Annotated in this window: 9 protein-coding genes; 4 read left to right on the top strand and 5 right to left on the bottom strand. The window is 42.3% G+C overall.

The window, feature by feature from the left end; all coding sequences use genetic code 11:
• Positions 1-105: 105 nt before the first annotated feature.
• The 3 genes from BUR09_RS06800 to BUR09_RS06790 form a co-directional block, all read right to left on the bottom strand.
• Complete coding sequence (locus tag BUR09_RS06800) at positions 106-1,302, bottom strand: phosphoglycerate kinase (RefSeq protein ID WP_074216192.1); 1,197 nt, start codon at positions 1,300-1,302, stop codon at positions 106-108.
• Positions 1,303-1,408: 106 nt separating this feature from the next.
• Positions 1,409-2,404, bottom strand: a complete 996-nt coding sequence (gene gap / locus BUR09_RS06795; protein ID WP_074216191.1) for a type I glyceraldehyde-3-phosphate dehydrogenase — start codon at positions 2,402-2,404, stop codon at positions 1,409-1,411.
• A gap of 1,003 nt (positions 2,405-3,407) precedes the next feature.
• Entirely contained in the window at positions 3,408-4,868 is a 1,461-nt protein-coding gene (locus BUR09_RS06790) for an APC family permease (RefSeq protein ID WP_074216190.1), read from the bottom strand.
• Between the two features lie 908 nt (positions 4,869-5,776).
• Between BUR09_RS06790 and BUR09_RS16815 the strand changes: the two genes are divergently transcribed.
• Together BUR09_RS16815 and BUR09_RS06785 are read left to right on the top strand one after the other, a co-directional pair.
• Positions 5,777-5,932 carry a hypothetical protein gene (locus tag BUR09_RS16815; protein ID WP_175565996.1) on the top strand — a complete coding sequence of 52 codons (156 nt, stop codon included), beginning with the start codon at positions 5,777-5,779 and terminating at the stop codon, positions 5,930-5,932.
• Between the two features lie 476 nt (positions 5,933-6,408).
• Entirely contained in the window at positions 6,409-6,945 is a 537-nt protein-coding gene (locus tag BUR09_RS06785; RefSeq protein ID WP_074216189.1) for a hypothetical protein, read from the top strand.
• Between the two features lie 100 nt (positions 6,946-7,045).
• On the opposite strand, the gene BUR09_RS06780 is transcribed toward BUR09_RS06785, so the two are convergent.
• Positions 7,046-8,563, bottom strand: coding sequence for an L-lactate permease (locus BUR09_RS06780; RefSeq protein WP_074216188.1), 1,518 nt, complete (start codon positions 8,561-8,563; stop codon positions 7,046-7,048).
• 990 nt (positions 8,564-9,553) lie between these two features.
• A complete protein-coding gene (locus BUR09_RS06775; RefSeq protein ID WP_074216187.1) occupies positions 9,554-10,309 on the bottom strand; it encodes a sulfite exporter TauE/SafE family protein in 756 nt (251 codons plus the stop codon).
• 579 nt (positions 10,310-10,888) lie between these two features.
• On the opposite strand from BUR09_RS06775, the gene BUR09_RS06770 reads away from it, so the two are divergent.
• On the top strand, positions 10,889-11,821 hold the full coding sequence (locus tag BUR09_RS06770; protein ID WP_074216186.1) for a diguanylate cyclase: 933 nt from the start codon (positions 10,889-10,891) through the stop codon (positions 11,819-11,821).
• A gap of 248 nt (positions 11,822-12,069) precedes the next feature.
• Entirely contained in the window at positions 12,070-13,827 is a 1,758-nt protein-coding gene (locus tag BUR09_RS06765; protein WP_074216448.1) for an HD domain-containing phosphohydrolase, read from the top strand.
• Positions 13,828-13,845: the final 18 nt, after the last annotated feature.

Genomic DNA, 13,845 nt, shown 5'->3' with positions numbered 1-13,845 from the left:
CAGCCTCCACACAAAAAAAAGCGGCATGTTGAAATTCAACATGCCGCTTACTCTTTTTCAGCTACTGAAAATACAACCGAAAGATTGAATCCCCAGCTTCAGAAACTAAGCTTCTGTAAGAGCTTCTACACCCGGGAGGGCTTTTCCTTCGAGGAACTCAAGGGAAGCACCGCCACCGGTAGACACGTGAGATACTGCTTCAGAAAGACCTGCTTTCTCAATAGCAGATGCGGAATCACCACCACCGATAACGGTGATGCTGCCTTTTTTGGTTGCTTCTGCAAGAGCTTCTGCCACAGCGAAAGTGCCTTTTGCAGATGCATCAATTTCAAACACACCCATCGGACCGTTCCATACAACAGTACCGGATTTTTCGATGATGTCTTTGAATGTTTCCATGGTCTTTGGACCAATATCAACAGCCATAAGACCTTCAGTAATGGCATCTTCTGCTACGATATTTTCACTGCCGATCTCGCGTGCATCAAAATCGAGCTTGTCAGTTACGAGGTAGTCAGAAGGAAGAAGGATTTTTCCTTCGCCGAGTTCAAGAAGTTCTTTTGCGAGTGGCAGTTTCTCATCTTCGCAGAGAGAATTGCCGATTTCGCGTCCCATGGCTTTGAGGAAGGTACACGCCATGCCACCGCCGATGATCAGATTATCTACCTTCGGCAGGAGAGCTTTAATGACGTCAATTTTACCGGAAATTTTGGCACCGCCGATAATGGCAGTAAATGGACGCTTAGGTTCAGCAAGTGCGCCACCGAGGAAGTCCAGTTCCTTTTTAAGCAGGTAACCACATGCACAGATTTCCATATAGTGGGTGATACCTTCGGTGGAAGCATGCGCACGGTGTGCAGTGCCAAATGCGTCGTTAACATACAGTTCTGCAAGCTCTGCGAGCTGTTTTGCAAATTCTGGATCGTTATCTGTTTCCGCTTTGTGGAAACGGAGGTTTTCAAGAAGAAGCACTTCACCGGAACCAAGCTTTTCCACAGCTTTTTTTGCTACCTCGCCAATGCAGTCATCAGCGAATGCAACAGGCTTACCTAAAAGCTCTGCAAGACGGTCAGCAACAGGCTTAAGGCTTAACGCCTCAACACGCTGTCCTTTAGGACGTCCAAGGTGTGACATAAGAATAACTTTTGCGCCCTCATCTACCAAATGCTTAATGGTTGGAAGAGCTGCACGAATACGTTTGTCGTTATCAACGGCACCATTTTTAAGCGGCACGTTGAAATCTACGCGTACAATTACAGTTTTCTCTTCGCAATTGAGATCGTTAAGAAAAAGTTTGTTCATATGTGATGCCTCGTAAGATCTGATAATTTTATTGTTAAAACGCTGCACTAAATCACTGCGGCTCACCTTATAGAAGGTAAGCCGCAGTGTATACTTCATAGTGGAACTAGTTTGCAGCTACATGTGCAAGCAGATCGAGAACTTTACAGGAGTAACCCCATTCGTTGTCGTACCATGAGATAAGCTTAACAAAATTATCATTAAGAGCAATACCAGCTTCTGCGTCAAAAACAGATGTGCAAGATTCACCAACAAAATCGGTGGAAACTACTGCATCTTCTGTGTACGCGAGAATACCTTTAAGCTCGTTTTCAGAAGCAGCCTTGATAGCAGCTTTAATTTCTTCGTAGGTTGCAGGCTTTTCAAGGCGACAGGTAAGGTCAACTACGGATACGTCCGGAGTAGGAACACGGAACGCCATACCGGTAAGCTTACCGTTAAGTGAAGGAATAACCTTGCCTACTGCTTTTGCTGCACCAGTGGAGCTAGGAATAATATTCTGACCTGCGCCACGTCCGCCACGCCAGTCTTTACGGGAAGGACCGTCAACGGTCTTCTGTGTAGCAGTAGTTGCATGTACAGTAGTCATAAGACCTTCCACGATACCGAATGCGTTGTGCACAACATGCGCGAGAGGTGCAAGGCAGTTTGTTGTACAGGAAGCGTTGGAAACGATGTCCTGACCTGCGTAGTCATTATGGTTAACACCCATAACAAACATAGGGGTCGCATCTTTGGAAGGAGCAGACAGAATTACTTTCTTAGCACCAGCTTTGATGTGTCCACGGGCAGTCTCGTCAGTAAGGAAGAAGCCGGTAGATTCTACAATGTATTCTGCACCGATTTCATCCCATGCAAGTTTATCCGGACAGCACTCACAAGACACACGGATGGTTTTACCGTTAACAACGAGGTGACCGTCTACAACTTCCACAGTACCGTCAAAGCGGCCATGGGTGGAGTCGTACTTAAGAAGGTAAGCGATGTAATCAACATCGATAAGGTCGTTAATACCTACAACTTCAATATCATCACGCTGAATTGCAGCCCTGAAAACAAGGCGGCCGATACGGCCAAAGCCGTTAATACCGATTTTAATCATAGTGTTCTTTTACTTGTGCTAAATGGTTACTTTCATACCGAGACGAGTGTGGCGTTCTGTAATCTGCAACATCACTGTAAAACGTATGGGCGAGCACGCTTTACCTCGGCACCTATGCCATACTTAGCTTCTTCATCATTGGAATTGCTAACCGCACAAACTCAAATGAACTGCTACTAATACATGACGTAGGTCGCTTGAAAAGAATAGTTCTAGAGAATTTTATAGAGCATTTTTGAAAATATTTACAACACAAAATAATGTAAACGGTCTTGCAATTGATTTGACTACCGACATGCACCTACTCTGGGGAAACCCGCTAGGAGCCTTGCTTTCCACAAGATAGCCATCACATATGTAAACGGTTTTACCTCCAAAGCAGAAAAAGCAGAAAACAAGGATGAAAACCATGTAACCATTTTTTTTAATTATACTTTGAATTATTTTGCTATTTTTTTTGCTGCACAAAGCATGAAACGGTTACATTGTGCCAGTTACATACGTCTCGACACACCAAATATAGAGTGGCTGGTACGAATCCAAAGAGAGCGATAAGCGCGTTATATAAATCTGATACTGTTATTGTAGTTCCGCCTTTCCGCTACCAATACCTACTAAAAGTGATGTGAATTTTCATGCATCGTCATTTCTTTCAGCAGACATCTACGGCCATCACCCATGAATAGTCAGCAATAATGGAACAAATTAATCCGAGAGAATCACCAAAGCCCAGGTGAGAACAAAAACCCTACTGGCATAATAGCGCAATGCAATTTTTATTACCGTTATAGCAACGTTGAGTCAGTGTACTGGGTGAAGAAAAGCTTAAGCTCTAATTAGGTGGGAAAATATGAAAAGAACAAAGCGCTCGGCAAGCATGTCAAAAAACATCCTACGCAACAAAAAAAACAGCAGCATGATAGTAATATCATGCTGCTGTAGACTACCAAAGAGCTTGTTATATCGAGCCCCTTGCACATGGAGCTAAACAAGTATCATTGTATTATTTGAAGAATACCGGACGTGATGAACAACCCAGAATCAATTCTGTCTGTTCTTTACGGCTCATTGATGTAAATTCACCAATTTTAGTTTTGTAGAAGATGCCGCCAAGGACGCACCAAACTAACAGAGCCATCCAGGATTCAGAACCAATTGCCCCTGGGGAACCCGGGATAGTCAAAAGACAAAGGCAGATAACAGAGCTCAATGAACCAAGAGCTGCGTTAATTTTACCTGCTTTAGAACCTTCCTCAAGTGGGTGGGCAACCATATATTTATAGGCTGCAAGACAGGAGTAGAGGTACGCCACTACTGTACCGATTGCAGACATGTCTACAACCCAGTTGAGTACTTCACGACCAAAGAAAGGCGCAGTAATTGCGATAGCAAGTACGAACAAAATAGCATTGTGCGGAGTCTGATGCTTAGGATGAACCTGTGCAAACCATGCTGGGAGCACTTTTGCACGTCCCATACTAAAGAGCAGACGGGAAGAAGCAATAAAGAAGCCGTTAATACCGGTAAAGATAGCAGCGGATACAGCAATAGCCAGAATCACACTACCTGCACTACCAAGGCTCATTTTTGCAACAGTACCAGTTGCCCATGGAACGTCCATCTGAAGCAGGTCAGAGTACGGCATAACAACAGCTACAGCAATGGTTACGAGTGCATAAAGAAGCACACCCCATGCAATAGCTGAAAGCATCAAGCGCTGAGCGTCCTTATGAGGGAAATCAAACTCTTCTGCTGCTTGAGGAATAGTATCAAAGCCTACATACAGCCAAGGTGCAATAGCTGTAATAGCCATAACGCTGGCGATAAGGCCTTTATCTTCCACGTAAAGTGGATACAGGTTTGAAAGAGATGCACCCTCAGTCGCGCAGGAACCTGCGAAGAGGGCAAATACTCCAGCAACCAAAGCAAATGCTAAGAAGACTTGTATCTTACCTACAAGATCGGCACCACAGTAGTTCAAAAAGCCACAACCAGCGAGAATAGCAATAAGCATTGCCAATTCACCTGCGTACACTTTCCAACCTACAATAGTATACAGGTACCCGACTTCAAATACACCCGGTAATAAAAAACGCGACAATAACGCGAGGGCAGTTGCGTTAAGTGCGATAATACAGATGTATCCAAGAACGAGTGCCCAGCCGCAGATAAACGCTGCGGTCGGCCCGAAGCCGATGTAAGCAAAAGTAAATGCGCCTCCTGCTACAGGATACTTGCTCACCATGTTTCCATAACTAATGGCTACAAAGAATAACATCCCTCCACCTAAGACAAATCCGATGCAAGCTGCCAATGGCCCTGCTGAAGGCAAAAAGCGCAATGCAGGCAGAACAAATGCACCCCATCCAAGAATAGCCCCTAACGCTAGAGCCCATGCCTGAGATGGTTTAATAGATTTTTTTAACGATGAAGTTTCGTCAGCATTCGATGAAATACCACTCATAGTAAGCCTTCTCCTAAATTAAGAAAATAACCGAAGTCACTTTCAAGTTTACCTTTTTACCATAGCGTCGTTACTGGCAGCGAACTAAGCTTGGGGACAGGTTACATACCACCCAATAGCAACGATGAGATTACTCATGCAGAGGGGCTCTGTTCTATCTATTATAGTAGGACATCACCCATGCCTAAGGTTTTGGCACTCTTTTAGGAGCACTCTGCCCTATGCATCTCACATGCCAAAAAAGCACATTATCTTAACTATACGTTTTTACTGAACTTTAAAAAAACCATTTGTTTCCACACTCAATATCGATTCAGTTTTGAATCAACTTTAGATCTTTTTAAGTCACTTTAGACTTAGACATCCCGATACACATCGTTTTACCCAAAAAGTAAGAGGTATAAGCGGCCATTGAACACATGAATGTCAACTTGCCAACCCTACGCGCTATTGAAAAACCCGAATCTACGGAGGTTACGCATGGAAGTATGATCATGATGACAATTTGACTTACAAACGATTCAAAAGCGCATCGCCGCCTCTGTTTCGTTAGAAAGTCAAGATAAACAACAGCATAAAAAACAAAACAAAAATAAAAGAACTTTGAAATAACTATCTACTTTAAAAGAACTTATTTAGGAAAAACTATCAAGCTGTCATTTATCATTCCATCAAACTCATTTATGAGAGTGGTTCACTTTAAACAACTTCATAAAAGCCTTCCAAATATCGAATAGTACTTTTTTTCAAATAAACTCCTTTTTCATTTCAGAACACCCTAAGCTGCCAGCAAAAATTTTTTCGAAACCCAATTTACCGCTTTACAATGTGAGCACTTTTGATATTGTTTGTTCGCTCAATCAAAGACAATTTTATTTAACCTCTTTTGCGGAACAAAAGGGACTACAATGAATCTGTTTTTTAATGTTGACGACTCAAAATTCAACACCGGCTCTGTAAAACACGCAACACTGCTCACTGCGGCAATTCTCATCACTGCTTTCTCCATCAAAGCACATGCCGTAGGCGCAAACGTTTTACAGATCGCCCAGTACATTAAGTAAGACAGCACTTGCTTAATAAGGCTGACCTTCCTCTCCACCACAAGGTCATGCCTAATTACCTCCTTCATACATGAAAGGCCCTGCATAACAGGGCCTTACAGTGTATGGTTTCAGTACCATCCATCCATTTCATTACTAAAAACAAAAATACACCCTGCGAAAAGCTTAGTACTTTTCTTGCAGAGTGAATACTTACGTCCCCAAAAAGGTGAATTTTATTTGAATTTTCTTTAACTACTCAAAGAAAATTTAATACTAAATTTTAATTAACTTTTTAAAATAGATGCGCTTTACCAGGGCACAACCTAAGAAACTGTTTGAAAGCACAACTAAGAAATAGAACTTGAAAACATAAAAAATAACCTGCAATAGTAGTTCCCAGCATTGTACAAAACGTGCCTGCATCGTCCCCATCCCAACCTGTTCTTGTACTACAAAACGGGACGATTCGTCACACAGTACCAAGGGGAAACGTTATGAACCGCTGGTTACGGATTCTGCTCGAACTACTGCCGCTTCAGGTTTTTGCATTTTCATTTCGATATGTTGATGTTTCACAACCCGACAGCTGGATGATACCATTTTATGTGGCAGCCGCTTCTGCACTGTTTTCCCTTGGCATCTTGTTAAAAAAACAGGCTATTCCAGATCCCGTAATTTTCGGGATTGATATGTATATTTTATTGAGCGCTGCCCTGCTTAGCGGCGGCACCGCTGGATTTCCGGTTTTGCTTGCGGATTTAAAGGCAGCTGGAATTCTTGGTGTAGTTTTTCTGGTCTCTCTCTTCTTATATGGCACCAAGCCGCAATGGCTGCTTGTATCCCATAACGCTGTACCAGAAAAATTTGCGCAAGCTCAGCTTGCAGTAACAGCAATATGTTTTGTTGTATCTTTTGTTTTCCGAGAAAATGTTTTCGTTTCCGGATTACTTATGCTCGGTGTCCTGTATCTTGCACGGCAAGTGCTGTGCGACCAACTTACAAAGTTTGGTTTTGCAGAACAGGCGCTGTAGTGCCCCAGCAAAAGGCAACAAAGCATAGCTGTAAACGTAATTGACGGTTTTTTTTCAATGCGAAGGAGGCGCTTAGCGCCTCCAGCGCATTGCGAATAGTCTAGTAGATTGCGTCCAAGTACGGAATAAGACCGTACACAAGTGTACCTAAAATAAGCACATAGCCGCAGCAAACGACGATAGTCTTATTCATAATACGACCTTCGCTACCGGTAATACCGGTTGCTGCTGTTGCAATAGCAATAGACTGCGGAGAGATCATTTTACCTGCTGTAGCACCAGCTGCGGAAGCTGAAACCAGCCAGGCCTGATCTACACCGATCTTTGCTGCAACCTGCATCTGCAACTGCCCGAAGAGCACATTTGAAGATGTATCGGAGCCTGTGACAAAGGTACCAAGCGCACCCACCATTGGAGAGATGAACGGGTAGAAGGAGCCGGTAAGCTCGGCAATAACCATTGCAATGGTATTAATCATACCACTGTAAGACATTACCTTCGCAAGCGCGACAATGGCCACTACTGTGACAGCAGACTTGGTGAGCTGCTTTGCAGTATTGGCCAAAACTTTTGTGATTTCTGCGATTGAAACACCCTGAATCATGCCGCCAAGGTAGGTAGCAATAATGATCAGGACACCCGGGGTAGCAACCCATTTGATAGTAAATGGTTTGTCACCGTAGATAGTGATAGCGGACTTGATAGAACCAACCGCCTCTTTAATCGCAGGGAACAAGTTACTGCAAAGAACAATAAGCGTGAGGATAAGAATGTAAGGAACCCACGCAAGGAATTTGCTCTTTGCAGTGAGAGCTTCTTCCGCTTTGGCTGCGGTGCTGCGATGTGCCATACGGGTGTATGCAATGGTTGCCGCCATACTACAGATACTACCAACAAGACATGGAAGTTCTGCACCCATAAATTTAGCTACATACAGCTGCGGAAGAGCAAAGCTGAAACCAGAAACAAGGCAAGCGCCAATTACGCCTTTCAGACCTTTGACACCATCAACAAGGCCAACAACCAAAAAGGTGATAAGCACAATAAAGAGAGAAAGCTGGAATGCTGTGAGATAACTTACGATCTCAACAGGAATGCCGGTTACGCTTGCCATTGTGGAAATCGGGATACCGATTGCTCCAAATGCTGTCGGAACGGTGTTAGCTACAAGGCAAATTACAGCTGCGTGCATAGGCGCAAAACCCATTGCTGCAAGAATACTTGCTGGAATTGCTACGGCAGTACCGTAACCTGCTACACCTTCAAGAAAACCGCCAAAGCCCCATGCTACGATAAGCACGAGCAAACGGCGGTCGGTAGTAATGCTGGAAAGCATCTTTGTGATCACGTTCATGCTGCCAGTCTGTGTAGACAAGTTGTATGTAAATACAGCAGCGATGATAACAATCATAATCGGCCAAAGTGCCAATGCACCGCCTTCTGCAGCAGCGGTAACAGCTTTAAATGCAGGCATTTGCCATTCACCGAATATTGCAATGGCAATTGTTGCAACTAAAGTTGCTGTACAAGTTTTATGTGCTGGGAGCTTGAGAACAACAAGCGAAAAGATAAGCCACGCAATTGGCAAGAGAGCCAATAGAAAAGACAAGTATTCCATCACAGGTCCTAGTTCAGGTATGTGTAGGTAGAGACCAGGCCAACGGAACGCTACCTACATGTGTCTAACTCTCTATCATACTGCCTAGCTGTACCAGAGCTCAGGCAGTATGACAGTCCACCACCCTTTTATGCAGAAGACGGCAACCTTCTGCATAAGGGCCCACAGAGTTGTTGCTCAACGCATTGATTGAGCAATCAACCCGATGATCTATCACGATGTAAAAATTTAGCAAAGTCCCCTGTTGCTCTATTCCGCAAAAGCATGCCTTTCACTGACGCGAGCGAATTCACAAAAAACAAATGCAGAAACTCGATTTTTTAATGAGTCTCTGCATTTTTCTATTTGTGCACAGCAAAAGTATCTTTTTGCACTCAACAAAATTACGCACTTTTTATCCCTCAATAATATGCTAAAAAAATTATACATTGCATTGAGTTCGTTTATTAACGTGGCGGGAACAGAATTACCTCCATAAGAAACGAATCGTTCTAACGACTGTAAATTTATCTTACCAAGTCAGCTTTCACATACAGTTATTCGCTCAGTTTTTTTTCAAAAAAATTTCATTATTCCAAATGTGTTACAGGATTTAGTCACCATAAAAAAATTTTTTATTATTCTTCATGGCGACACTCTACTCATATAATACTCTGTTTTTTATACTTTTCTCAAGAGATACACTTAACTCATAAAAGTATTACTCTCGCAATTCTCTTTTTTTACGTTGACACAGCTGACGTGAATATTTACAAAAACACATATTGATTGAGCAATCAATTTGTTCTGGTACCAAAGTAACTATTCCGCAGGTTACTTTTATGCACCACCATCCATGCAGGTACCTTCTAAATAAATTTTTAGAATCAGAACGCTCTTCACGTGTGCCTCCCTCTCACCAGGGGAGGCACACACTTTTTCCTCTTAGAATATCCCCCCGAAAAAAAGCAGCTAAGAATTCTTAGCTGCTTTTTTTTTCAAGGTACCAAACTATCGCCAAATCATATTCAGCAATATTCGCATTGCCACCACAAAAAGAATAACGCCAAGGAACTTTTTTACGGCAGCCGGCTCCATGCGCTTATGCATAACACTTGTGCCAAAATATCCACCGATGCAAGCCGCAACACCAGCCACGATCCAGATGCTCCATGCAACTGATCCCATTAGCGCATATGTAATAAATCCAGCTACAGAAGAAAAAGGAACTGCAAAAGCTGTAATTGCAGCAATTTTCTTTGGGTTAAACCCTTGCATGATGAGAAGCGGAGAAATAAGTCCACCACCTCCTACGCCAAGCAAGCCGGAGCAGAAGCCGGCAAGAACGCCCACAAGCGCTGGACCGAAAAAAGGATGATCTTCCCGATAGATAACACTACCTTTTATCCCCCTAAAAAAAAGCATCATAGAGGAAGCAAACACTAAAAATAGAACAAGACCAATCATAAGATATTGTGTAGGGAAAAAATGCCCACTCCAAGCACCGATTGGTGCCATCACCAGTGATGTTATAATAACCGGCAGACCTAATTTAAAATCGAGCCTTCCACCCTTAATATTCGAATACGTTGCTCCCCCCATGCTAAGGGTATTAATAAATAAGCCTGTCGGTCGAGCTATATTAAAAGGCACACCCACCCAAGTTAGCACAGGAATAATCGCAGCAGCAGAACCAATGCCGCCTAAAGCAAAAATAAAGCTGAAACTGAACGACAAAACGAAAATAAGTACCTGAAGGGAATTCATACGAGTACATCCTACTTATGTTTTATCACACCCTATCACGACGAAATCAGTAATGCACGGTATTCAATTCACACTAACCTACTCATAATACGAACCAAACACACTTCACATCCAACTACCAGCTGCTATCACGAATCTTTTTTCTCGCAACATTACTTCGTTATTAATTCAATCATCTACAATATTAGTTTTTATACTCTCCCACCTATTTCACAAATATTACAGAGTCTACCTCCATACGCTACTCTCTATAACACCCTACAATAGAAGCACTTTTGGCAAAAAAAACAGGTTCATTAATGATTGCTACAATTAACTATATAAGCAAGCCACAGGTTCTCTGTAAAAACTCTCAACAAGTTGTTTTTACGCAATAAACAATGTATACATATAGATATGTCTTTTATTTGCGCAAAGCACTCTACGCCACTTCTCTAAATCGCTTGCAATTGATTACAACGCCACTAATCAGGCAGCAACTTTATCTAGCTTTGCGTTTAGTCAGCATAGCTGTTCTTTGTCTGTTTTCGGGGGAAAATTACATTGTGCGGGCTGTACTCTTTTCGGGGGGAGTAGCTCATGAATCAAATATTTTACCAAACGTTGCTTAACTCAGTTACAGACGGAATCTATTTCGTAGATGCCAGCCGGCGCATTACATACTGGAACAAAGCAGCTGAGAGGCTCAGTGGGTATACTGAGGACGAAGTAATGGGCAAAGTATGCTCAAGTAATCTTTTGCGACATGAAGATGAAAATGGTTGTTCACTCTGCGACAAAGGCTGTCCACTCTCTGCCACACTAGATGACGGTGAGAAACGTCATATAAATACTTACATGCGTCATAAGCTTGGTCACAGAATTCCCATTACAATTCAGGCAACCCCTATATTTAATTCAAGCGGAAGTATTATAGGCGCAGTTGAAGTTTTTGCAGAGAACAGTGAGTCCCTCAACATGCGAAGGGAAATGGAACTGCTACGCAAAGAGGTGTTGACGGATGAACTTACGGGCATTGGAAATCGGCGTTATGCAGAAATCACAATGCGAAACCTTGACCACGCAATGGAACAAAACCTTGCGCCATTTGGCATTTTATTTATTGATATTGATGACTTCAAGTCAGTTAATGACACATATGGGCATCAGATAGGAGATAAGGTTCTCCGAATGGTTGCGCAAACCTTAACGAAATCATTACGTTTCCTTGATGTTATCTGCCGCTGGGGGGGAGAAGAATTTGTCATATTTGTTCCTAACACGACAATCAACAATCTAACTGTAATGGCAGAACGACTACGCCGTCTTGTTGAACGATCATGGCTCATGCACGAAAAACAAAAAATTAGCGTAACTGCATCATTCGGTGGCGCAATCTCACAACGCAATGAATACAGTTTTGCCGTCCTCACGCGTGCTGATAGAAAATTATACCATTGCAAGAATGCCGGACGTAACCGTATTTTTATTGATAAGCCAGAAGAAGAAAAAGTTTTTTGCTCCACTGTGTAGCTTGTTGGCACGAATACTAATAGATTCTTCCAATAAAAAAACATTTTATTATTGCTAGTAACAAAATAATTAAAATAAAACTTACAAAAAAATAATTTTTTGCTCTTACATGTAGTGCAGCTAATAATTACTCAAATTTCTTTGTCGTGGAACACTACAGTATGCGCACCACTAGCAAAGAAAAAACATACTTTATACCTACCTATTATACTCTATTTTTTTCATATTTTCATTTCATACAGCGTATAATGTTCTTTCTTATTCTTTTTTGCATTATCTTTTCTATTACTGCTTCCTATGCTGCACATCCTAAAAATCCAAAAAAAATTCTCGTCATTCATTCGTATTCATCCAACGACACATGGACGATAAATACCGGCAAAGCAATCAAGGATACGTTGAAAGAGAATTCTCCTTCAACGCTTCTTAAGTTTGAGTATATGGATAGTAAGAACTACACAGACCCAAGCTATCTAAGCTCGCTAGCCCTCATGTATGCTAACAAGTATGCATGGATCCGTCCTGACGGCATTATCGTTACAGACAACAACGCACTCTGTTTTATACGTACATATGGATCAGAAATATTTCCAGACGTTCCTATTATCGCATGCGGTATTAACAACGCACATCCACCATCTATTAACTCTAACATCCGCTCAATCATTGCGGAACAAGCAGACCATCTTGGAACAATTCAACAAGCTATCCAAATGCGTCCTTATCTTCGCACGATACATATCGTTGGTGACGAAAGTTCAACATGCACATCATTAGTAAAAGAAATTAAGACTATTGCTTCAAAGCTTCCGCCACACATCACACTCAACTTCACACCACACATGACACTTAAGGAGCTAAAGTCATTTGCCAGCTCACGAAAAAAACACGAAATAATCTACCTGCTTCCCCATTTCAAAACAAAAGACAACACCTTTTACCCACAGGGAACCATAGAAAGAGAACTTGCTAAAACCTCCTCAGTTCCGATCATTGTATCCTGGTCATTCCAGCTCAAAACAGGGGTTGTCGGCGGAAAGGTTCTTTCAGCATATAACCTTGGACGGCAGGCAGCTTTTACGCTAATCCGTCTTTTAGCAGGCCAGCCAGTTATCCCGCTTCAACTTGATGCGAACATCCATAAAAGCATTTACGACTATCGCAGGCTAGTCACATACAACATTAACCCCGACACTCTTCCAGTTGAAGCAACTTTCATCAACAGGCCGGAATCTTTTTTTGCTCTGCATTACAAAGCAATCATTCCCGCTACAGTAATTATCACGACTCTCTCACTCATTCTCTTTCTCACGTATAACAACCTGCAAAAACAAATTATTCTACGTCAAAACAAAGAACGAATTATCGTTTTGGATCAAGAAGTGATAGAAACACAGAAAGTTATTGTTTCAACTCTAGGCGAAGTTATTGAAGCCCGTTCCCAAGAAACAGGTGGCCATGTTCAACGGGTTGCCAAAATTTCCCGCTTCCTTGGCGAACGCATCGGGATGCAAAAAAAAGATCTCGATTTACTGGAAGCAGCATCCCCCATGCATGATGTGGGTAAAATAGGCATTCCTGAATCAATTCTTCATAAACCTGGAAAACTAACAGTTGAAGAATTTGAAGTAATTAAGACACATACATCTATAGGCAAAGATATCCTAGAGGGATCTAACAAGGATCTACTGCAGATTGCCTGTGAAATAGCATATCAACACCACGAACGATGGGATGGAAACGGCTATCCTAACGGACTAAGGGAAAATGACATCAGTATCTTTGCTCGCATTACGATGTTGGCAGATGTATATGACGCACTGAGCTCCGAACGCTGCTACAAAGATGCCTGGCCGCAAGAGCAGGTTTTTCAATACATCGCATCCGAACGGGCTAAAGCTTTTGACCCACATCTAGTGGATATTTTCACCCAGTACGAAGAAGACATACGTCGAATACGAGATCAATATTTAAATATAAACGAAATCCCCCTCATCAAATTGTAACAGAGCATCAAGCAATAA

It is taken from the genome of Halodesulfovibrio marinisediminis DSM 17456 (genome assembly GCF_900129975.1).
Classification (GTDB): Bacteria; Desulfobacterota; Desulfovibrionia; order Desulfovibrionales; family Desulfovibrionaceae; genus Halodesulfovibrio; species Halodesulfovibrio marinisediminis.
The sequence above is the reverse complement of the archived record's forward strand: the minus strand, read 5'-3'. Positions and strand labels throughout refer to the sequence as shown.

Coding starts and splice junctions, on each gene's coding strand:
- BUR09_RS06790 (WP_074216190.1), bottom strand. CDS start 4,868: ATGAGTGGTATTTCATCGAATGCTGACGAAACTTCATCGTTAAAAAAA.
- BUR09_RS06765 (WP_074216448.1), top strand. CDS start 12,070: ATGTTCTTTCTTATTCTTTTTTGCATTATCTTTTCTATTACTGCTTCC.
- BUR09_RS16815 (WP_175565996.1), top strand. CDS start 5,777: ATGAATCTGTTTTTTAATGTTGACGACTCAAAATTCAACACCGGCTCT.
- BUR09_RS06770 (WP_074216186.1), top strand. CDS start 10,889: ATGAATCAAATATTTTACCAAACGTTGCTTAACTCAGTTACAGACGGA.
- BUR09_RS06775 (WP_074216187.1), bottom strand. CDS start 10,309: ATGAATTCCCTTCAGGTACTTATTTTCGTTTTGTCGTTCAGTTTCAGC.
- BUR09_RS06800 (WP_074216192.1), bottom strand. CDS start 1,302: ATGAACAAACTTTTTCTTAACGATCTCAATTGCGAAGAGAAAACTGTA.
- BUR09_RS06785 (WP_074216189.1), top strand. CDS start 6,409: ATGAACCGCTGGTTACGGATTCTGCTCGAACTACTGCCGCTTCAGGTT.
- BUR09_RS06780 (WP_074216188.1), bottom strand. CDS start 8,563: ATGGAATACTTGTCTTTTCTATTGGCTCTCTTGCCAATTGCGTGGCTT.
- gap (WP_074216191.1), bottom strand. CDS start 2,404: ATGATTAAAATCGGTATTAACGGCTTTGGCCGTATCGGCCGCCTTGTT.